21 protein-coding genes and 1 riboswitch are annotated in these 19049 nt (G+C 71.6%); of the genes, 11 read left to right on the top strand and 10 right to left on the bottom strand.

Annotated features, from left to right (window positions below; all coding sequences use genetic code 11):
- Positions 1–80 precede the first annotated feature (80 nt).
- Entirely contained in the window at positions 81–962 is an 882-nt protein-coding gene (locus JYK17_RS10900; protein ID WP_234548468.1) for an ABC transporter substrate-binding protein, read from the top strand.
- Here the strand turns inward: JYK17_RS10900 and JYK17_RS10895 are convergent, their stop codons facing one another.
- Genes JYK17_RS10895 through JYK17_RS10885 form a run of 3 tightly spaced genes read right to left on the bottom strand, consistent with a single transcriptional unit; the run spans position 963 to position 2628 of the window.
- On the bottom strand, positions 963–1691 hold the full coding sequence (locus tag JYK17_RS10895) for an isocitrate lyase/PEP mutase family protein (protein WP_128802746.1): 729 nt from the start codon (positions 1689–1691) through the stop codon (positions 963–965). It abuts the gene before it with no gap.
- On the bottom strand, positions 1688–2134 hold the full coding sequence (locus JYK17_RS10890) for a carboxymuconolactone decarboxylase family protein (protein WP_108013206.1): 447 nt from the start codon (positions 2132–2134) through the stop codon (positions 1688–1690). Before JYK17_RS10890 ends, JYK17_RS10895 begins: the two co-directional genes overlap by 4 nt.
- Positions 2131–2628: a carboxymuconolactone decarboxylase family protein gene (locus JYK17_RS10885; protein WP_108013205.1), complete on the bottom strand. Its 498-nt coding sequence runs from the start codon at positions 2626–2628 to the stop codon at positions 2131–2133. The genes JYK17_RS10890 and JYK17_RS10885 overlap by 4 nt, the downstream gene beginning before the upstream one ends.
- 47 nt (positions 2629–2675) lie before the next feature.
- Between JYK17_RS10885 and pdxR the strand changes: the two genes are divergently transcribed.
- A complete protein-coding gene (gene pdxR, locus JYK17_RS10880; protein WP_222810250.1) occupies positions 2676–4076 on the top strand; it encodes a MocR-like pyridoxine biosynthesis transcription factor PdxR in 1401 nt (466 codons plus the stop codon).
- Positions 4077–4346: 270 nt separating this feature from the next.
- Here the strand turns inward: pdxR and JYK17_RS10875 are convergent, their stop codons facing one another.
- Positions 4347–5189, bottom strand: a complete 843-nt coding sequence (locus JYK17_RS10875; RefSeq protein ID WP_108013203.1) for a DMT family protein — start codon at positions 5187–5189, stop codon at positions 4347–4349.
- 141 nt (positions 5190–5330) lie between these two features.
- On the opposite strand from JYK17_RS10875, the gene JYK17_RS10870 reads away from it, so the two are divergent.
- From JYK17_RS10870 to JYK17_RS10860, 3 genes are all read left to right on the top strand, one after another.
- Entirely contained in the window at positions 5331–5678 is a 348-nt protein-coding gene (locus tag JYK17_RS10870) for a hypothetical protein (RefSeq protein ID WP_222810249.1), read from the top strand.
- A 20-nt stretch (positions 5679–5698) separates the two neighbouring features.
- Positions 5699–6907 carry a glutathionylspermidine synthase family protein gene (locus tag JYK17_RS10865; protein ID WP_222810248.1) on the top strand — a complete coding sequence of 403 codons (1209 nt, stop codon included), beginning with the start codon at positions 5699–5701 and terminating at the stop codon, positions 6905–6907.
- A 93-nt stretch (positions 6908–7000) separates the two neighbouring features.
- Positions 7001–7091, top strand: a riboswitch (ZMP/ZTP riboswitch).
- Between the two features lie 43 nt (positions 7092–7134).
- Entirely contained in the window at positions 7135–8586 is a 1452-nt protein-coding gene (locus JYK17_RS10860; RefSeq protein WP_128802750.1) for a glycine hydroxymethyltransferase, read from the top strand.
- Positions 8587–8608: 22 nt separating this feature from the next.
- On the opposite strand, the gene JYK17_RS10855 is transcribed toward JYK17_RS10860, so the two are convergent.
- The 4 genes from JYK17_RS10855 to JYK17_RS10840 all read right to left on the bottom strand — a co-directional run bounded on the left by JYK17_RS10855 (position 8609) and on the right by JYK17_RS10840 (position 11958).
- The gene (locus JYK17_RS10855; RefSeq protein WP_261995620.1) at positions 8609–9283 is read right to left on the bottom strand and encodes a hypothetical protein; all 675 of its coding nucleotides are present in this window, start codon (positions 9281–9283) and stop codon (positions 8609–8611) included.
- Positions 9284–9516: 233 nt separating this feature from the next.
- Positions 9517–10296: a hypothetical protein gene (locus tag JYK17_RS10850; RefSeq protein WP_222810247.1), complete on the bottom strand. Its 780-nt coding sequence runs from the start codon at positions 10294–10296 to the stop codon at positions 9517–9519.
- Positions 10297–10406: 110 nt separating this feature from the next.
- Positions 10407–11411, bottom strand: coding sequence for a hypothetical protein (locus JYK17_RS10845; protein ID WP_234547935.1), 1005 nt, complete (start codon positions 11409–11411; stop codon positions 10407–10409).
- A complete protein-coding gene (locus tag JYK17_RS10840) occupies positions 11398–11958 on the bottom strand; it encodes an RNA polymerase sigma factor (protein WP_108013198.1) in 561 nt (186 codons plus the stop codon). Before JYK17_RS10840 ends, JYK17_RS10845 begins: the two co-directional genes overlap by 14 nt.
- A gap of 131 nt (positions 11959–12089) precedes the next feature.
- Here JYK17_RS10840 and trpS point away from each other — a divergent pair, with 131 nt between their 5' ends.
- Both trpS and JYK17_RS10830 read left to right on the top strand, forming a co-directional pair.
- Positions 12090–13103: a tryptophan--tRNA ligase gene (gene trpS / locus JYK17_RS10835; protein ID WP_108013326.1), complete on the top strand. Its 1014-nt coding sequence runs from the start codon at positions 12090–12092 to the stop codon at positions 13101–13103.
- Positions 13104–13252: 149 nt separating this feature from the next.
- Positions 13253–13828 (top strand): 2'-5' RNA ligase family protein, encoded by a 576-nt coding sequence (locus tag JYK17_RS10830; protein ID WP_222810246.1) that lies wholly within the window; start codon positions 13253–13255, stop codon positions 13826–13828.
- Positions 13829–13847: 19 nt separating this feature from the next.
- Here JYK17_RS10830 and dprE2 read toward each other — a convergent pair whose 3' ends face one another.
- Positions 13848–14603, bottom strand: coding sequence for a decaprenylphospho-beta-D-erythro-pentofuranosid-2-ulose 2-reductase (gene dprE2, locus JYK17_RS10825; RefSeq protein ID WP_108013196.1), 756 nt, complete (start codon positions 14601–14603; stop codon positions 13848–13850).
- 182 nt (positions 14604–14785) lie between these two features.
- On the opposite strand from dprE2, the gene JYK17_RS10820 reads away from it, so the two are divergent.
- On the top strand, positions 14786–15697 hold the full coding sequence (locus JYK17_RS10820; protein ID WP_108013195.1) for a YihY/virulence factor BrkB family protein: 912 nt from the start codon (positions 14786–14788) through the stop codon (positions 15695–15697).
- Here the strand turns inward: JYK17_RS10820 and JYK17_RS10815 are convergent.
- The gene (locus JYK17_RS10815) at positions 15645–16925 is read right to left on the bottom strand and encodes a D-alanyl-D-alanine carboxypeptidase family protein (RefSeq protein ID WP_372465063.1); all 1281 of its coding nucleotides are present in this window, start codon (positions 16923–16925) and stop codon (positions 15645–15647) included. The genes JYK17_RS10820 and JYK17_RS10815 overlap by 53 nt on opposite strands.
- Positions 16926–17016: 91 nt before the next feature.
- On the opposite strand from JYK17_RS10815, the gene JYK17_RS10810 reads away from it, so the two are divergent.
- The 3 genes from JYK17_RS10810 (at position 17017) to JYK17_RS10800 (ending at position 19031) form a co-directional block, all read left to right on the top strand.
- Complete coding sequence (locus tag JYK17_RS10810) at positions 17017–17256, top strand: SCO4848 family membrane protein (RefSeq protein WP_108013325.1); 240 nt, start codon at positions 17017–17019, stop codon at positions 17254–17256.
- Positions 17257–17261: 5 nt separating this feature from the next.
- A complete protein-coding gene (locus JYK17_RS10805; RefSeq protein ID WP_108013193.1) occupies positions 17262–18506 on the top strand; it encodes a metallophosphoesterase in 1245 nt (414 codons plus the stop codon).
- 117 nt (positions 18507–18623) lie between these two features.
- Complete coding sequence (locus JYK17_RS10800) at positions 18624–19031, top strand: ATP-binding protein (RefSeq protein ID WP_222810244.1); 408 nt, start codon at positions 18624–18626, stop codon at positions 19029–19031.
- Positions 19032–19049 lie beyond the last annotated feature (18 nt).

Below are 19049 nucleotides of genomic sequence, written 5' to 3'. Positions count from 1 at the left end.
TTGCACTGAGCCGCAGGACAGCCCTCATCACCACCACGGCCGCCGCCCTCTGCCTCGTCACCGGCTGCGGCGCCGCCGACATGACCAAGCAGGCGTCGCCGTTCGCCAACGCGCAGGGCGCCAAGACCGTGACCCTGTCCGTGCAGTCCTGGGTCGGCGCGCAGTCGAACGTCGCCGTCGCCCAGTACCTGCTGGAGCACAAGCTCGGCTACCGCGTCGACACCGTCCAGGTCGACGAGGTGCCCGCCTGGGACGCCCTCAGCCAGGGCCGGGTCGACGCGATCCTGGAGGACTGGGGCCACCCCGACCAGGAGAAGCGGTACGTCACCGACAAGAAGACGATCACCCGCGGCGGCGGACTCGGCGTCACCGGCCACATCGGCTGGTACGTGCCGACCTACCTGGTCAAGCAGCACCCCGACATCACCAACTGGAAGAACCTCGACAAGTACTCCTCGCTCTTCCGCACCCCGGAGAGCGGCGGCAAGGGCCAGCTGATGGACGGCTCCCCGTCCTACGTCACCAACGACAAGGCCCTGGTGAAGAACCTCAAGCTGAACTACCAGGTCGTCTTCGCCGGTTCCGAGGCCGCGCAGATCACGCAGATGAAGCAGTTCGCCAAGGAGAAGAAGCCCTTCCTGACGTACTGGTACGCGCCGCAGTGGCTGTTCAAGAAGGTCCCGATGACCGAGGTGAAACTGCCGCCGTACAAGGAGGGCTGCGACGCGGACGCGGCCAAGGTCGCCTGCGCCTATCCGCACACCCCGCTGCAGAAGTACCTCAACTCCGGCTTCGCGAAGAACGGCGGCAAGGCTGCGGCCCTCCTGAAGAAGTTCAAGTGGACGACCGAGGACCAGAACGAGGTCTCCCTGATGATCGCCGACCAGAAGATGAGCCCGCAGGACGCCGCGAAGAAGTGGGTGGACAGCCATGCGTCCACCTGGAAGGCGTGGCTGTCCTGATCACCGCTGCTTGCGCAGCTCGTCGGTCATCCCGCGCAGCGCCAGCGCCGCCCACCGCAGCAGGCCCGGCCCGAACGTGATGCGCGTGGCCCCGAGTTCACCCAGTTCGGTGAGCGAGGGACCCTTGCCGTCGAGCCGGGCGAGCATGTTGACCGGCCCCTGGATGCCTGACCGCAGCAGCGGCAGTACGTCCGCCGGGGCGCCGATCGGATAGACGCAGTCGGCGCCGGCGGCGACGTACAACGCGGCCCGCTCGATGGCCTGTTCGGGGTCGCCGTCGCCGTGCGCGAAGGTGTCGACGCGGGCGTTCACGAAGAGCCGGTCGCCCGCCGCGGCCCGCACCTCGGCGAGCCAGTCCGCGTGCCGGCGCGGGTCCTTGAGCTCGCCCGCGTGCGAGTCCTCCAGATTGCAGCCCACGGCTCCCGTCTCCAGCAGCCGTTCCACCAGCTCCTTCGGCGCCAGCCCGTAGCCGTCCTCGACGTCCGCCGACACCGGTACGTCCACGGCCCGCACGACGCGCGTCACCGCGGCGAACATCTCGTCGGCCGGGGTCGAGCCGTCCTCGTGGCCGAGCGAGGCGGCGATCCCGGCGCTGGGCGTCGCCAGCGCGGGAAAGCCCGCCTCGGTGAACACCCGGGCGCTGACCGCGTCCCAGGGGCCGGGCAGCACGAGCGGGTCGCCCGGCAGCCGGCCGTGGTGCAGTGCGCGGAAGGCCTCCACCTTGCTCATGGTGTGTAACCCCCCGGCGCCACACGGCGGGTGACCATCACCCGGTTCCAGTTGTTGATGGCGACGACCAGGGCGATCAGATGGGCCAGCCGCGGCTCGTCGAAGTGCTTCGCGGCCCGCTCGTACACCTCGTCCGGCACGAAGCCGTCCGTCAGCACCGTGACCGCCTCGGTCAGCGCGAGCGCGGCCCGCTCCCGCTCGTCGAAGACGCCCTCGGCCTCCTCCCAGGCCGCGAGCAGATCGAGCTGCTGCTCGCTCACGCCGTGCTTCCGGGCGACGGCGAGATGCATGTCGAGGCAGAACGCGCAGTGGTTGAGCTGCGAGGCGCGGATCACCACCAGTTCGGCGAGGGCGGGGTCGCCCAGGCCCCTCTTGGCGGCGGCGCTGACCGCGGACATCGCCGTCCCCACCGCGCGGTCGAGCACCTGCGTACGGGCCGTCACTTGAAATCGCCCGGCTGGTAGTGACCCGGCACGGCGCGCGTGGTCACGCCGAACCGGTTCCATGCGTTGATCACCGCGATGGTGGCGATCAGCTGGGCCAGCTCGGCCTCCTCGAAGTGCTTGGCGGCCTTCTCGTACACCTCGTCCGGCACGAAACCGTCCGTCAGCACGGTGACGGCCTCCGTCAGCTCGATCGCGGCGAGCTCCTTCTCCGTGTAGAAGTGCTTCGACTCCTCCCACGCGTTCAGCTGCACGATCCGCTGGATGTTCTCGCCCGCCGCGAGCGCGTCCTTGGTGTGCATGTCGAGACAGAAGGCGCAGTGGTTGATCGCGGAGGCGCGCAGCCGCACCAGCTCCACAAGACGGGGGTCCAGGCCCTGCTTGGCGGCCGTGTCGAGGCGGGCCATCGCCTTGTAGACCTCGGGCGCGTGCGAGGCCCAGCGCATCCGGGCCGGCTGCTCGGCGGCGTACTCGGTGTCTTCGTCTGTGGTCATGCTCTCGACCCTAGGTTCCGGGCAGCCCAGGGGTATGGTCCATTCTCATGGCGAAATCGTGGGCCACTTTGGGTGTGGACCTGCATCTGGAGCCGACCGGCCCAGGGGTCCGCAGGGGTCTGACCGACGCCCTGCGCGAGGCCGTGCGCACCGGCCGGCTGGCCCCCGGCACCCGGCTGCCTTCCTCCCGGGTCCTCGCCGCCGACCTGGGCATCGCCCGCAACACCGTCGCCGAGGCCTACACCGACCTCGTCGCGGAGGGCTGGCTCACCGCCCGCCAGGGCTCGGGCACACGGGTGGCGCAGCGAACCGTCGTCCCGCCGGCCGGCGCCGCACCCCGCCGCCGCCCGCGCAGCCGCCCCGCCCACAACCTCGTCCCGGGCCTCCCCGACCTCGCGACCTTCCCCCGCGCCGAGTGGCTCAAGGCCGCCCGCCGCGCGCTCACCACCGCCCCGAACCAGGCCTTCGACTACGGCGACCCGCGCGGCCGCACCGAACTGCGCACCGCCCTCGCCGGCTACCTCGCCCGCGCCCGGGGCGTACGCGCCGACCCCGAACACATCCTGGTCTGCGCGGGCATCTCGCACGGGCTGCAGATCCTCGGCGCCGCGCTGCGGGCGCGCGGCGCACGGACGGTGGCCGTGGAGTCGTACGGCCTCGATGCGCACTGGAGGCTGCTGGCGAACGCCGGACTGCGCACCGTCCCGCTGCCCTTCGACGAACGCGGCACCGACCCGGGGGAGTTGACCGACCAGGCGGCCGTCCTGCTCACCCCCGCCCACCAGTTCCCGATGGGCGGCACCCTGCACCGCGACCGCCGCGCGGCCGTCGTCGACTGGGCGCGCCGCACCGGCGGACTGGTCGTCGAGGACGACTACGACGGCGAGTTCCGCTACGACCGCCAGCCCGTCGGCGCCCTCCAGGGGCTGGACCCCGACCACGTGGTCTACGCGGGCACCGCCAGCAAGTCCCTCGCCCCCGGCCTCAGGCTGGCCTGGCTGGTGCTGCCGCCGGATCTGGTCGAGGAGGCGGCGAGGGCGAAGGGCGGCAAGGACATGTGCGGGGTCCTGGACCAGCTGACCCTCGCGGAGTTCATCACCTCCGGCGCCTACGACCGCCATGTGCGCGCCGCCCGGCTGCGCTACCGGCGCCGCCGCGACGCGCTGGTGGCCGAACTCGCCCGGCGCGCCCCGCAGGTCCACGCCACCGGCATCGCGGCCGGCCTCCACGTGGTGCTCCGGCTGCCGCCCGGCACCGAACAGGCGACGCTCAGGGCAGCCGCCTGGCAGGACCTGGCCGTACACGCCCTGCACCGCTACCGCCACCCCGAAGCCCCGGTCGAACGACTGGACGCCCTGGTCGTCGGCTACGGCACACCCCCGGACCACGCCTGGTCAGGCGCACTCGACGCCTTGTGCGCGGCACTGCCGGACTCGCCCGAGCCGTGAACCCAGCGGTTCCTTCTCGCCGGACCCACGCCCCTGCGCGCGGCGGACCTCGACAGCTCAGGCCCTCGAATCCGCCGATTCCGTGCTGGGTGCCTCCCCGAACCGTGCCAGGGCCAGCGCCCCCGCGACGGCTACGGCACACCCCCGGACCACGCCTGGTCAGGCGCACTCGACGCCTTGTGCGCGGCACTGCCGGACTCGCCCGAGCCGTGAACCCAGCGGTTCCTTCTCGCCGGACCCACGCCCCTGCGCGCGGCGGACCTCGACAGCTCAGGCCCTCGAATCCGCCGATTCCGTGCTGGGTGCCTCCCCGAACCGTGCCAGGGCCAGCGCACCCGCGACGGCGATGGCGAACCCCGCGACCGCCAGCCAGGCCAGCCCCTCGCGGGTGCGGTCGCCGAGCCAGATCACGCCCACCAGGGCCGGTCCGATCGTCTCGCCGATCACCATTCCCGCGGTGGCCGTGGTGACCGAGCCGCGCTGAAGGGCCGAGGTCAGCAGCAGGAAGGCAGCACCCCCGCCGATGAGCAGCGCGTACGTCGCGGCATCGGTGAGCAGGTCCGACGGCGCGAGCGAGTCGATCAGCCGCACCGACACCTCCACCACCCCGAACCCGATCCCGGCGCCCGACCCCAGCACCAGCGCCCGCCCCCGCCCGGACCAGCGCCCGCCCGCCGGCCCCAGCAGCAGCACCACGACGGCGATCGCGAGCATCACCCACGGCAGCGCCGCCGGACCCTCGCGGTCCCCCTCGGCCCCGGATGCCAGCCCCAGCATCGCGAGCCCCGCGCACACCACCCCGACCGCGGCCCACTCCGTCCCGGTCAGCCGCACCTTCAGCAGCCGCGCCGCGACCACCCCGGTCACCGCCAGGCTGGAGGCGAGAGCCGCCGCGACCGCGTAGATCGGGATCGACCGCAGGGCGGCGATCTGCAGCACGAACCCCAGCCCGTCCAGCGCCAGTCCGGCCACATACCGCCACTGCCGCACGGCCCGAAGCAGCAGCGCCGCCTCCCCGCCGGCGCCCCCTTCCGCACCGGCCGCCCGCGCCGCGACCGCCTGCAACACCGTCGCGGTACCGAAGCAGACCGCCGCGCCAAGAGCGCACACCATGCCAAAGATCACAAAGTGACTGTAGGGGAGGCGCGCGACGGGTGGGGTCCCTCTCGGTGCGCTCACACCTGTCTCTAGGCTGACCTCCTGTCACATCAGCAGAACCGGCCACATCGGCCGTACCAACGGGGAGACACGGACATGGCGGACGTACGTCGGCAACTTCGCTCGGGCACGGTCGTGCTCGGCGGCATGGGCCTTCTCGCCGCGACCCTCACCGCCTGCTCCTCGGACCCCGACAAGCGCTGCGTGGACCGCGACAGCTACCACCTCGCCAAGGGCTACAAGGTCGTCTCCGACAAGAACTGCACCTCCACCAAGAGCTCCGCCCACGGGGTCTGGTACTACGGCGGCAGCAAGAACGGCTCCTGGGTCGACGACGGCTCCTTCACCAAGCCCCGCAAGGCGTCCGGCGGTTCGGGCGGCTCCGGCGGGCACGGCGTCTCCCGCGGCGGCTTCGGCGGCGGCAAGGGAAGCTCCGGCGGCTGAGCCCGGACGCGGCACACACCATGCGACGCCACACCATCACCCCCCGCCCCGACTGGCAGCGGACCGTCGAGGAACAGGGCCTCATATACCCCCTCACCCGTCACCCCGACGACTCGCTGCGCCCCTACTGGGACGAGAGCGCCTACTACTCCTTCACCCTCGACGAGGTGGAGGCGCTGGAGGAGACCGTCGAGGAACTGCACCGCATGTGCCTCGCGGCGGCGGACCACATCGTCACCGCCGGCCGCTTCGCCGACCTGGGCGTCACCGACCCCCGGGTCGCCGACGCGGTCGCCGAGGCCTGGCACCGGCGCGCTGAACTCCCCTCCGTCTACGGCCGTTTCGACCTCCGCTACGACGGCACCGGCCCGGCGAAGCTGCTGGAGTACAACGCCGACACCCCCACCTCCCTCGTCGAGGCCGCCTCGCCCCAGTGGTTCTGGATGGAGGAGCGCTTCCCGGGCGCCGACCAGTGGAACTCCCTCCACGAACGCCTCGTCGCCGCCTGGAAGAAGCAGGCCCCGCTGCTGCCGCCCGGCAGCCCCCTGTACTTCGCGCACTCCTCGGACGACGAGCTCGGCGAGGACCTGATGACGGTCGCCTACCTCAAGGAGACCGCCGAGCAGGCCGGCCTGGACACCGACTGGATCTCCATGGAGGAGATCGGCTGGGACTCCCTCTCGGGCCGCTTCGTCGACAACCAACTGCGCTTCATCCGCAGCTGCTTCAAGCTCTACCCCTGGGAGTGGCTCACCACCGACCGCTTCGCCGGCCATGTCCTCGACACCCTGGACAACGGCGGCGGCACGGGGAGCACGCTGTGGATCGAACCCGCCTGGAAGATGCTCCTCAGCAACAAGGCCCTCCTGGCGATCCTCTGGGAGCTCCACCCCGGCCACCCCAATCTCCTCCCCGCCTACCTCGACGGCCCCCGTGAACTGGCAGGCACCACGGGCTACGTCGCCAAACCGCTGCTCGGCCGCGAGGGCGCCGGAGTGACCGTCCACGAGCCCGCCACCGGCCCCTCCGGCACGGCGCAGCACCCGGACGGCACCCGTGACGAAGCCTGCTGCTACCAGGAGCTGGCCCCACTGCCCGACTTCGACGGCAACCGCGTCGTCCTCGGCGCATGGGTCGTGGAGGACGAGTCGGCCGGCCTCGGCATCCGCGAGTCCTCGGGCCTGATCACGGACGAGTACGCCCGCTTCCTGCCGCACGTCATCCTCTGACGCCCGCGCCCACGCCCCGCTGGTTCGCCCGCCCACCCGTCGCTCGCATGGTGGACGCCGGACCTCCGGCTTTCGGCGCGGCCGGTAGGCTGACCGGCGGGCCGTGACTGGCGCGCTGGGATGGGACCGACCATCGGGGAGCGGCTCGTGCAGTGAGCGAGTGCCGTGCGCCTGGGCAGACCGTGAACCGTGAATGCTCCCAGCCACGCCATCCGGAGGCCGACGACATGTCAGAGCAGCAGCCCCTGTCCACCGAGTCCACCGCCTTCCGTGCCGCCCTCGACGTGATCCGTGCCGTCGAGCCGCGAGTCGCCGACGCCATCGGCCAGGAGGTCCACGATCAGCGCGAGATGCTGAAGCTGATCGCCTCCGAGAACTACGCCTCCCCGGCCACCCTCCTCGCGATGGGCAACTGGTTCAGCGACAAGTACGCCGAGGGCACCGTCGGCCGCCGCTTCTACGCCGGCTGCCGCAACGTCGACACCGTCGAGTCCCTCGCCGCCGAGCACGCCAGGGAACTCTTCGGCGCCCGTCACGCCTATGTCCAGCCGCACTCCGGCATCGACGCCAACCTGGTCGCCTTCTGGGCCGTCCTCGCCCAGCGGGTGGAAACCCCCGCCCTGGAGAAGGCGGGCGTCCGCCAGGTCAACGAGCTCTCCGACGCCGACTGGGCGGAGCTGCGCCAGGCCTTCGGCAACCAGCGCATGCTCGGCATGTCCCTGGACGCGGGCGGCCACCTCACCCACGGCTTCCGCCCGAACATCTCCGGCAAGATGTTCGACCAGCGCTCCTACGGCACCGACCCGGTCACGGGCCTCATCGACTACGACGCCCTCCGCGCCCAGGCCCGTGACTTCAAGCCGCTGATCATCGTCGCCGGCTACTCCGCCTACCCCCGCCTGGTGAACTTCCGCATCATGCGCGAGATCGCCGACGAGGTCGGGGCGACGCTGATGGTGGACATGGCGCACTTCGCCGGACTGGTCGCGGGCAAGGTGCTGACCGGCGACTTCGACCCGGTACCGCACGCCCAGATCGTCACCACCACCACGCACAAGTCGCTGCGCGGCCCGCGCGGCGGCATGGTCCTGTGCGACGACTCCCTCAAGGACCAGGTCGACCGCGGCTGCCCGATGGTCCTCGGCGGCCCGCTCCCGCACGTCATGGCCGCCAAGGCCGTCGCGCTCGCCGAGGCCCGCCGGCCCTCCTTCCAGGACTACGCCCAGCGCATCGTGGACAACTCCCGCGCCCTGGCCGAGGGCCTGATGCGCCGCGGCGCCACCCTCGTCACCGGCGGCACCGACAACCACCTCAACCTGATCGACGTCACCACCTCCTACGGCCTCACCGGCCGCCAGGCCGAGGCCGCGCTCCTCGATTCCGGCATCGTCACCAACCGCAACGCCATCCCGGCCGACCCCAATGGCGCCTGGTACACCTCCGGCATCCGCATCGGCACCCCCGCCCTGACCACGCGCGGTCTGGGCACGGCGGAGATGGACGAGGTCGCGGGCCTGATCGACCGCGTCCTCACCACCGCCGAGCCCGGCACCACCAAGTCGGGCGCCCCCTCCAAGGCCCAGCACATCCTGGACCCGAAGATCGCGGACGAGATCTCCCACCGCGCCACCGACCTCGTCTCCGGCTTCCCGCTCTACCCGGAGATCGACCTGGGCTGACGCCCGCTGCCTTGTGCGACCGTCAAAGGTCGATGAGTTCCTGTCGTGGCTCCTCGCGCGGCGGTCCGGCTCCGTGCCGGGCCGCCGCGCGGCGTATCAGCAGCGTGCCGCCGACGCCGATCACCAGTCCCGCACCCAGCCCCGGCAGCGCCCACCAGGCATGCCCCACATCCCAGCCGGACCCGTCCCGCGCGGTCGCGGCACCCGAGGCCCGGGCCGAGGGGGCGCTGTCACCCAGCCCGACCAGCACCTTGTCCTGCTTCAGCTCGGCGAAGATCGAGCGCGGTGCGCGGTGCCAGCGGATGTCGTCGTCCTGGATGTCCGGCGCCGGATCCGTCCGTATCCAGGGCGTACCGTCCGCCGCCAGCAGTAGCTGGTCCTGCCGCTCGACAGCCACGTCACCGCCGGGTGCACGGTTCGTCTGCGGCCAGCCGCCAATCCCTGTCAGCCCCCAGACCACCGTGAAGTCCACGGGCGGATACCGCCCCTCGCTCCACGCCTGCGGCACCCGCTCCGTCCCCATGTAGTCCGGCCTTAGCAACTGCCGCAGATGGGCGAAGGCGGGCCGGCCCTTCCGCAACACCGTCGTACGTCCCGTGCCGCCCGCGATGATCATCGCGAGGTCGGGGTGATCCGGGGCCTCCGCCTGCGTCGCCGCTGACGTTGCCGCTGCGAATGCCGCCGCCTGACCCGGCATCCCGCACAGCACCAGCACGGCCACCGCCGCCAGAACCACCACCAGCCGCGACCTGACCCTCACGCTCCGACCTGCCACGCCTCCCCAGCTTCCCGGGCGTGCCACGCCTCCCCAGCTTCCCGGGCCTGCCACGCCTCCCCAGCTTCCCGGGCCTGCCCGGCCTCCCAGACCTGCCAGGCCCCCCATGCCAGCCATTCCCGCCATTCCTCCCCCTCCTCCCCACCCAAGCCCTCTCATACGTCCCGCAGCTCCTGCCTGGAACCGCCGTCCCGCACCCGCCTCCACCGGTTCACCGGCCCACGCGAGGCGAGCGGCCCCACAACCAGCGTCAGCGCAACCCCCACCGCCACGCCGGGCAGGCTCCACCACCAGTTGGCCCACCACTCGGCCCCCTCGTCCGCCCCGGATGCGCCGACCCGCACAGCGGCCGTATCCGCGGCCGTGTCGGCCGTGTCCGCAGCCGAGTCCGCAGCCGGGGTCGAAGGACCCGCAACCCCCGGCTCCCGCGACTCCCAGGGCGCCGGGAAGATCCCCCCGTAGCCGTCACCCGTGTCCTTGCCCATCACGCCCAACTTCCCTAGCAAGGAGCGCAGTTGGGCGGGGTGTTCGGCTCGGTGCCAGTAGCCGTTCATGCCGTTGGGTATGTCGGCCGCCGTATGGATCCAGACCGGGCCGGAGCCGGAGTAGCCCGGGAAGATCCGGTCCACGCGCCAGGGCGATATGTCGTGCGCCATCCAGGTGGCGTTGATCTGCCGCTCGCCGCCCAGTTCCCTTTCCGGCGGCTGAGCCCTGCTGCCCGTGCCCGAGGGGCCGAGCAGTTGCTCCAACTTCCCGTACTCCGCGTCCGCGTAGTACAGCGCGGTGGCCTCCGCGCTCTGCGGCGAGGTCACCAGCACACTCGTCGGCCCACCCGCCGAGGCCGACGACGCGCCCCACACCATCAGAGCGAACGTGACCGCCAACACCCCGGTCAGCGCCGCCAGTTCACGAGCCCGCCGCCTGTACCCACGCATTCCGTCCCCCTGTCAGAAGGTCTCCCGCGGCCCTCCCCGAGCCGCGTGTCACTTCTGGTACACCGCCCGGCCCGCCGGGGTTCCCACCACCCGTGAACTATTTCGGTGAACTACTTCGAGGACGTCCCCGCCGCCCCGTCGAGCGACTGCGCGATCTCCACGGCACGGCTCTTGGACGTCACCCCCTCCAGCCGGAGCGTCACGCTCCCTGCGCCGGTCTCATGGGTCCACAGCAGCGTCGGCCCGGCCGTCCGCTCCTTGCGGGTGAAGCGGTCTCCGCTCGCGTCGACCAGCCAGAAGCTCAGCAGATGGGGGCGGGGGAACCACAGGGCGTAGTTCGGATTGCCGTCGGCCGAGGGCTTCCCGTGCAGTTCGAGCCACTCCGGCGGCTCGCGCAGGGTCTTGGTGAAGCCGATGTCCAGCCGGGCCGGGAACTCGTCCAGCCGGACCGTGCGCCCGTCCTCGCGCCAGCACAGGCCGACCAGGAAGCGCCGGTGCGGTTCGCTCGTCACCTCGACTGTGTCCGGGACGCCGAGCGAGCGCGGAACCAGCGGCTCGAACCCGGCCCGCTGCCGTGCCTGCCCGAGCGAGACCGACCTGCCGCAGCCGGGCACCTCGGCCCCCGGCGAAGGCACCGCGGACGGGTCGTACCGCACCTCGACACCGCCGAAGTCGAACCAGTCCAGAACCGCCGCCCGCACCGGGGGCGTGAGCGCGAGAACCGTCAGCAGGCCGCACAGGCACGCGGTCAGCGAACGCCACCGCAGCCGCGTCCAGCGCCGCAGGGCACGCAGCCGCTCACCGGCGCCCCGGGGCTCGGCGACCGGAACCGGCATCCGCTCGGCCAGTATCTGTCCCAGCACGCGCTCGACCATCGTCTCCGAGTCGAGGGGATCGCCGCCGTTGCCGCCGCCCGTCCCGGGCGCATCCAGCGACCGCCCGAGCGACCTCAGCTCGTCCGGCAGCCGGGAGGCATCGCCCGCACGTCCCGGCCTCCACGGCCGCCACGCCCGGTCACCGCCCCGCCCGCGCGGCCCCCGGCCACCGGGACCCGCCGGGCCGCGGCCGCCGTCGCCCTCGCCGTCGTAGGCATCGCGTCCCTCACTCACGCTCATCACCTCCTTCCCGAGGCTCGAAGTCCGGCAGGAGCCGGCCCAGTTTGCGCAGGGCGCGGTTGAGGCGGGACTTGACCGTCCCGCGCGGCCAGCCCAGGGCCTGGGCCGTCTCGGACTCGTCCATCTCCAGGAGGTAGCGGTAGGTGACGACCAGGCGGTGCTCCTCGCTCAGCTTCTCCAGCGCGGACAGGAGGGCGCTGCGGCGCTCCGTCTCCAGCGTCGCCACCGCGGGATCCGCCGATTCCGGTATCAGCGGCTCGGCCTGGGCGAGGGCCGCCTCCCGGCCGGCGAGCGTGCGCTGCCGGGCCGCCGTGCGCACGGTGTTCCTGGTCTCATTGGCGACGATCGACAGCAGCCATGGCTTGAAGGACGCGCCGTCGCGGAATCCGCCCAGCGCGCAGTACGCCTTCACGAAGGCCTGCTGCACCACGTCCTCCGCGTCCGCTCCCGCCCCGAGTGCGGCGGCCGCCCTCAGCGCGATGCCCGTGTGGGCCCGCACCAGATCCGCGTACGCCTCCGCCTCCCCGGCGCGTACGCGTGCGATCACCGCGGCCTCATCGACGATGCGGCCCCCCTCCCGCGTTCTCACACCCTTGTTACACCGCAGCAGACGGATCGGTTCCCATCTGTTTCCGACCAGTTCCGGATCGGTCCCCGGTACCTGAGAGAATGGTGAACATGGCCTCTGACAGTCCCCGCGTGCTCTCCGGAATCCAGCCCACCGCAGGCTCGTTCCACCTCGGCAACTACCTCGGCGCCGTACGTCAGTGGGTGGCCCTGCAGGAGTCGCACGACGCGTTCTACATGGTCGTCGACCTGCACGCGATCACCCTTCCGCAGGACCCGGCACAGCTGCGCGCCAACACCAGGCTCGCCGCCGCCCAGCTCCTCGCGGCCGGTCTGGATCCCGAGCGCTGCACGCTGTTCGTCCAGAGCCATGTTCCCGAGCACGCCCAGCTGGCCTGGGTCATGAACTGCCTCACCGGCTTCGGTGAGGCCTCCCGCATGACCCAGTTCAAGGACAAGTCGGCCCGGCAGGGCGCCGACCGCGCGAGCGTCGGCCTGTTCACCTACCCGATCCTCCAGGTCGCGGACATCCTGCTGTACCAGGCGCACGAGGTCCCGGTCGGCGAGGACCAGCGCCAGCACGTCGAGCTGACCCGCGACCTCGCCACGCGCTTCAACGGACGCTTCGGCGAGACCTTCACGATCCCGAAGCCGTACATCCTCAAGGAGACGGCGAAGATCTACGACCTGCAGGACCCGTCGATCAAGATGAGCAAGTCGGCGTCCACGCCCAAGGGTCTGATCAACCTCCTCGACGAGCCCAAGGCCACCGCGAAGAAGGTCAGGAGCGCGGTCACGGACACCGACACCGTCATCCGCTACGACGCCGACAAGAAGCCCGGCGTCAGCAATCTGCTCACCATCTACTCGACCCTCACCGGCAGGTCGATCGCCGAGCTGGAGCGGGACTACGAGGGCAAGATGTACGGCGCGCTCAAGACGGACCTCGCCGACGTCATGGTCGACTTCGTGACGCCCTTCCGGGAGCGCACCCAGCAGTATCTGGACGACCCGGAGACGCTGGACTCGATCCTGGCCAAGGGGGCGGAGAAGGCGCGTGCCGTCGCCTCCGAGACCCTTTCGCGGGCCTACGACAAGGTGGGTTTCCTGCCCGCCAAGCACTGACCCCGCCGCCGGGCGGACGTACCGGCACAGACGTACCACTGGCAGAGCGCTGCACATCACTCCGGTTGCGCCTGCCCGCAGCACAGCCGTGGCCGTACAGTCGATAGCCGACGGCCCAGAACAAATCCGTCACGACGACAGGAGACGACGTGGGGACCGTAACGATCGGCGTGTCGATCGCGGTCCCGGAGCCTTACGGCAGCCTGCTCCAACAGCTGCGCTCGGGCTTCGGTGACGCCGCGGCCCACGGCATCCCCACGCACATCACCCTGCTGCCGCCGACGGAGATCGACGGCGGCGACCTGGCGGCCGTCGAGGCGCATCTGACCGAGGTCGCCGCGGCCGGGCGGCCGTTCCCCATGCGGCTGTCCGGGACCGGCACCTTCCGGCCCCTGTCACCCGTCGTCTTCGTGCGGGTCGACGAGGGCGCCGAGGTGTGCACACGGCTGCAGAAGCAGGTCCGCGACGCCTCCGGCCCCGTGCCGCGCGAACTGCAGTTCCCGTACCACCCCCACGTCACCGTCGCGCACGGCATCGACGAGGAGTCGATGGACCGCGCCTTCGAGGAGCTCGCCGACTACGAGGCCGAGTGGTCGTGCACCGGATTCGCGCTGTACGAACAGGGCCCCGACGGGGTCTGGCGCAAGCTGCGCGAGTACCCCTTCGGCAGCTCGGTGGTGCCGCCCCAAGGTGGTCATGTACGGGGCAGCATCCCCAGCCGTTGAAGATCCCCGGCGCCGTCGGCTAGACCGCCAGCCGCCGCAGCACCGCGCGCGGCAGATGCCGTAGCGCCGACATCACGAAGCGCAGTGCGCCGGGCACCCACACGGTCTCCGAGCGCCGCCGCAGCCCCAGTTCGATGGCCGTCGCGACGGCCTCCGGTGTGGTCGCGAGCCGCGCCTGCGGGCGTTCCGGGGTCGTCTGCGAGCGGACGAAGCCGGGGCGTACGACCATGACGTGCGCGCCCGTGCCGTGCAGCGCGTCCCCCAGGCCCTGCGCGAAGGTGTCCAGGCCCGCCTTGCTGGAGCCGTAGATGAAGTTGCTGCGGCGGGCCCGCTCGCCGGCCGCGGAGGAGAGCACCACCAGCGAGCCGTGGCCCTGCGCCTGCAGCGCACAGGCGCTCACCAGGGCCGCCGACACCGCGCCCGTGTAGTTGGTCTGCGCGACGCGCACCGCGGCGGCCGGCTCCCGCTCGTCGCGTGCCTGGTTGCCGAGGATGCCGAAGGCCAGCAGCACCATGTCGACGTCGCCCTCGGCGAAGACCTTGCCGAGGACGGTCTCGTGGGAGTCCGGGGCGAGCGCGTCGAAGGCGACGGTGTGCACATCCGCGCCCAGGCCGCGCAGCTGCTCCGCGGACCGGTCCAGGGCGGGCGAGGGGCGTCCCGCGAGCCACACCGTGCGCGTGCGGCGGGTGATGAGACGGCGGGCGGTGGCGAGCGCGATCTCGGACGTACCGCCGAGGACGAGCAGGGACTGGGGGAGGCCGGAGGCATCCTTCACGACAGCGGCTCCTAGGTGTCTTGAGGGCGGGACGGCGGGGCAGGTCGCCGGGATGCGGTGACCGTATCGTCCCGGTATGAGCGAGCGGCATCGACACCCTTGTTCGCCCACGGCGTCATAACAGTCCCGTCCATTCGGGGTACTCGCACATCGCGCTTCTCTGGCGAGGGGAGAGTCGGATCATGGACTGGCTGAAGAAGCTCCCCGTCGTCGGCCCGCTGGTGGCCCGCCTGATGCTCACGCACGCGTGGCGCTCGTACGGGCGCCTGGACCGGGTGAAGTGGACCCGCCTCGCCGCCGCGATGACGTTCACCAGCTTCGTCGCGCTCTTCCCGCTGCTCACCGTGGGCGCCGCGATCGCCGCCGCCACGCTCAGCGAGGCACAGCAGAATGACGTCCAGAACAAGATCGCCGAGCAGGTGCCCGGGATCTCCGACCAGCTCGACATCCAGGGCCTGGTCGACAACGCGGGCACCATCGGCCTCATCGCGGGCGCCCTGCTGCTGTTCACCGGTATCGGCTGGGCGGGCTCCATGCGGGACTGCCTGCGGGCGGTGTGGGAGCTGCCCGACGAGGAGGAGAACCCGCTCCTGCGCAAGGCCAAGGACCTGGGCATCCTCGTCGGACTCGGCGGCGCCGTCCTGGTCACCATCGCCGCCTCCACCGTCGCCTCCGCGATGGTCGGGTGGATCACCGACCGGATCGGCATCGACAAGAACGGCTGGGGCAGCGTCCTGCTGTACGTCATCGCGTTCGCGGTCGCCGTGTGCGCCGACTTCCTGCTGCTCCTGGTCGTGCTGACCCTGCTGCCCGGCGTCGAGCCGCCGCGCCGCCGGCTGATGGTCGCCGCGCTGACCGGCGCGATCGGCTTCGAGCTGCTGAAGGCCCTGCTGAGCGGCTACATGCAGGGGGTCGCCGCGAAGAGCATGTACGGCGCGTTCGGTGTGCCGGTGGCCCTGCTGCTGTGGATCAACTTCACCGCGAAGCTGGTCCTGTTCTGCGCCGCGTGGACGGCGACGCAGAGCAAGGAGCAGGAGGGGGTCACGGACGAGTCCGGCGACGTACCAGATCGGGCAGCGGCCAGCGGCGGTTGACCAGGAACGTGGCCGCGGCCAGCAGCACCAGCACGCCACCCGCTATGGCCAGTGCGACCCCCATGCCGCCGGAGCCGCCCCTGGCGGCGTCGCTCGCCACCGGCTTGGCGGACGCGTCACCGGCCGCCCCGCCCGCCTGGCCCGACGCCTCCGGTCGGGCGCTGGGCTGCGCGCTCCTCGGCGCCACCAGCGCGCCCACCGGCTTCGCCTTGCCGGATGCCTTGAAGCCCCAGTCGAGGAGCTTGGCGGCCTCCTTGTAGACCTCGTTGTGCTCGGCCTTCTCCGGGTGCATGACGGTGACCAGCAGCACCCGGCCGTTCCGCTCGGCGACGCCCGTGAAGGTCGCGCCCGCGTTCGTCGTGTTGCCGTTCTTGACGCCCGCGATGCCCTGGTAGACGGGGGTGTCGTAGTCGCCGCTCAGCAGCCGGTTGGTGTTCTGGATCTCGAAGGACCCGCGGACCGGCTTGCCCGCGTTCTTGCCCTTCTTGGCCTTCTTCGTCTCGCCCGGGAACTGGGCGCGCACGGTCGAGCAGTACTCGCGGAAGTCCTTCTTCTGCAGCCCGGAGCGGGCGAACAGCGACAGGTCGTACGCCGAGGAGACCTGCTTGGGGGCGTCGTAGCCGTCGGGTGTGACCACGTGCGTGTCGAGGGCCTGGAGCTCCTCGGCGTGCTCGTTCATCTCCTTGACGGTGTTGCCGACGCCGTCGTTCATGGCCGACAGCACATGCACGGCGTCGTTGCCGGAGCGCAGGAAGACACCGAGCCACAGGTCGTGGACCGTGTAGGACTCGCCCTCCTTTATCCCGACCATGCTGGAGCCGACGCCCATGCCGGCCAGGTCGGAGGGGACGACCTTGTGCTTCTCGGTGCTCGGGAACTTCGGCAGCACCGTGTCCGCGAACAGCATCTTCATCGTGCTCGCCGGAGGCAGCCGCCAGTGCGCGTTGTGCGCGGCGAGCACCTCGCCCGACTCGGCGTCCGAGACGATCCAGGAGCGGGCGGTGAGGCCCTTGGGGAGCACAGGGGCGCCGCTGCCGAGATCCACCTGCGTGCCCGGCTGCCCGAGACGGGCACCGCCCACGCTCGACATCTTCGCCGGGGGAGTGGCCGACGGACTCGTGGACGGGTGCGGAGCCGCGAGGGCGACCGGCGCGGCAAGAGCCAGCGAAGACAGGGCTGCGGAGGTGACCAGCAGGGATCGCCTGACGGTCTTCTTGGGAGCGGGCACGGACGGAAACGTACATGCAGTACGCCGTGAAGTCCCGCCTCCCACCCCACCCCGGCCGCCGAACGGCACAGGGGGCGGCGATACTGGACGCATGAAGCTCAGTCGCCCCGTCTCCTGGTTCCTGCTCGCCTTCGGGGTGTGGAGCTGGATCATCTGGGTCACTTTCGTCAAGAACCTGGTCAAGGACGGCAGCGGCCTCGCGTTCGACGACGGTCACCCGACGGCCTACTTCTGGGTGCATCTGACGCTCGCTGTCGTCTCCTTCGTATTGGGGACGGTCATCGGGTGCATCGGGTTGCGCGGGCTGCGCGCATTGCGCCAGACCTCATAGCCGCGATGGTCGTCGTCTACGTCCTGGCCGCCCTGCTCGCGCTCGGCGTGCTCGTCGCGGCCAACTGGTATCTGTGGCGCCGTCTGTTCCGCGACACGACCGCACGGCCGGGCCCGGTGCGCCGGGCGGGCGTCGCGGTCATCGCCGGCGGCTGGGTGCTGGCCGTCGGGGCCCTCGTCGCCGAGCGCGCCGGCGCGCCCTTCTGGCTCCAGCAGGTGCTCGCCTGGCCGGGCTTTTTGTGGCTCGCCCTGTCGATCTACCTGCTGCTGGCCGTCGTGGCCGGTGAGGTCGTACGGCCGCTGCTGCGACGTGTACTGGCCCGCCGGGGGCGCGGCGCCGCGGTACCGAAGGAGACGGAAACGCAGCCGGAGACGGAAACGCAGCCGGGCACGGAGGCTGAATCCGGGCCCGGATCCGCGCCCGTCCCGGACCCCTCGCGTCGTCTCTTCGTCTCCCGGGTCGTCGCGGGCGTGGGCGCCGCGGCCGCCGTGGGGACCGTCGGCTACGGCACCTACGGCGTGCTGCGCGGCCCGCGCGTGAAGCGGGTGACCGTGCCGCTGGCCAAACTCCCGCGCGCGGCGCACGGTTACCGCATCGCGGTGGTCAGCGACATCCATCTGGGCCCGACCCTCGGCCGGAGCTTCACGCAGAAGGTCGTCGACACGATCAACTCCACCCAGCCGGACATCGTCGCGGTCGTCGGCGACCTGGTGGACGGAAGCGTGCACAACCTGGCTCCGGCGGCGGCACCGCTGCGGCAGCTGAAGGCGCCCTCCTACTTCGTCACCGGCAACCACGAGTACTTCTCCGGCGCCGAGCAGTGGGTCGCGGAGGTACGGCGGCTCGGGCTGCACCCGTTGGAGAACGCCCGCACCGAACTGCCGTGGTTCGACCTGGCCGGCGTCAACGACATCGCCGGCGAGAGCACCGGCCAGGGCCCCGACTTCGGCAGGGCGCTCGGCGACCGGGACACGGCACGCGCGTGCGTGCTCCTCGCCCACCAGCCGGTCCAGATCCACGACGCCGTCAAGCACGGCGTCGACCTCCAGCTCTCCGGCCACACCCACGGCGGCCAGCTCTGGCCCGGCAACTTCATCGCGGCGGCCGCCAACCCGACCGTCGCGGGCCTGGAGCGCTACGGCGACACCCAGCTCTACGTCAGCCGGGGCGCGGGCGCCTGGGGGCCGCCCACGCGCGTGGGCGCGCCCTCGGACATCACGGTGATCGAACTGGCGTCGACGCGGGCCTGACCCACCTCACCCCAAATCCGGCGCGAGCGCGCGGCGTTGACATTCACGACCGTGACGACGCAGGCTCACCCGACGCAGCACGATGTGACGGAGGTGCGCGTGGGGTGAGGAGAAGACGTGTTGAGACGCAACTCCTTCCGGCTGCCCCGGCATCCGGCATCCGTCGGTCTGGCCCGGCACCGGGTCCGGGACCATCTGGCCGACTGGGGCCACGCACCGGACGATCCGGCGCTGGCCCACGCGGTCCTGCTGGTCTCCGAGCTCGCGACCAACGTCGTACGCCACGGGCCTTTGCTGGAGCGGGAGTTCGAGGTGGCGGTGACCGCGCTCGGGGACGGGTCCTGTCTCATCGAGGTGTCGGACGAAGGGCAGTTGGAGCCGCGGTTGCGCATCGTCGGTGACGCGGACGAGGCCGGCCGCGGCCTGCACCTGGTGGAGAGCGTCTCGGCGGCCTGGGGGGTGTGGAGCAGAGGGCGGCACGGCAAGACGGTGTGGGCGCTCGTCGCCCCGCTGACGGCGGAGTGACGGCCAGTGATGGCTGGC

The sequence above is a fragment of the Streptomyces plumbidurans genome (assembly GCF_019857225.1).
GTDB classification, from domain to species: Bacteria; Actinomycetota; Actinomycetes; order Streptomycetales; family Streptomycetaceae; genus Streptomyces; species Streptomyces plumbidurans.
This window is presented reverse-complemented; position numbering and strand designations above follow the sequence as displayed.

What these genes read in the sequence shown, in the direction of transcription:
- JYK17_RS10865 (WP_222810248.1), top strand. Translation starts at nt 5,699, where the DNA reads ATGCGACGCCACACCATCACCCCCCGCCCCGACTGGCAGCGGACCGTC.
- JYK17_RS10885 (WP_108013205.1), bottom strand. Translation starts at nt 2,628, where the DNA reads ATGACCACAGACGAAGACACCGAGTACGCCGCCGAGCAGCCGGCCCGG.
- JYK17_RS10845 (WP_234547935.1), bottom strand. Translation starts at nt 11,411, where the DNA reads ATGAGCGTGAGTGAGGGACGCGATGCCTACGACGGCGAGGGCGACGGC.
- JYK17_RS10900 (WP_234548468.1), top strand. Translation starts at nt 81, where the DNA reads ATGACCAAGCAGGCGTCGCCGTTCGCCAACGCGCAGGGCGCCAAGACC.
- JYK17_RS10870 (WP_222810249.1), top strand. Translation starts at nt 5,331, where the DNA reads ATGGCGGACGTACGTCGGCAACTTCGCTCGGGCACGGTCGTGCTCGGC.
- JYK17_RS10895 (WP_128802746.1), bottom strand. Translation starts at nt 1,691, where the DNA reads ATGAGCAAGGTGGAGGCCTTCCGCGCACTGCACCACGGCCGGCTGCCG.
- JYK17_RS10860 (WP_128802750.1), top strand. Translation starts at nt 7,135, where the DNA reads ATGTCAGAGCAGCAGCCCCTGTCCACCGAGTCCACCGCCTTCCGTGCC.
- JYK17_RS10820 (WP_108013195.1), top strand. Translation starts at nt 14,786, where the DNA reads ATGGACTGGCTGAAGAAGCTCCCCGTCGTCGGCCCGCTGGTGGCCCGC.
- JYK17_RS10875 (WP_108013203.1), bottom strand. Translation starts at nt 5,189, where the DNA reads ATGGTGTGCGCTCTTGGCGCGGCGGTCTGCTTCGGTACCGCGACGGTG.
- JYK17_RS10850 (WP_222810247.1), bottom strand. Translation starts at nt 10,296, where the DNA reads ATGCGTGGGTACAGGCGGCGGGCTCGTGAACTGGCGGCGCTGACCGGG.
- pdxR (WP_222810250.1), top strand. Translation starts at nt 2,676, where the DNA reads ATGGCGAAATCGTGGGCCACTTTGGGTGTGGACCTGCATCTGGAGCCG.
- trpS (WP_108013326.1), top strand. Translation starts at nt 12,090, where the DNA reads ATGGCCTCTGACAGTCCCCGCGTGCTCTCCGGAATCCAGCCCACCGCA.
- JYK17_RS10855 (WP_261995620.1), bottom strand. Translation starts at nt 9,283, where the DNA reads ATGCCGGGTCAGGCGGCGGCATTCGCAGCGGCAACGTCAGCGGCGACG.
- JYK17_RS10810 (WP_108013325.1), top strand. Translation starts at nt 17,017, where the DNA reads ATGAAGCTCAGTCGCCCCGTCTCCTGGTTCCTGCTCGCCTTCGGGGTG.
- JYK17_RS10805 (WP_108013193.1), top strand. Translation starts at nt 17,262, where the DNA reads ATGGTCGTCGTCTACGTCCTGGCCGCCCTGCTCGCGCTCGGCGTGCTC.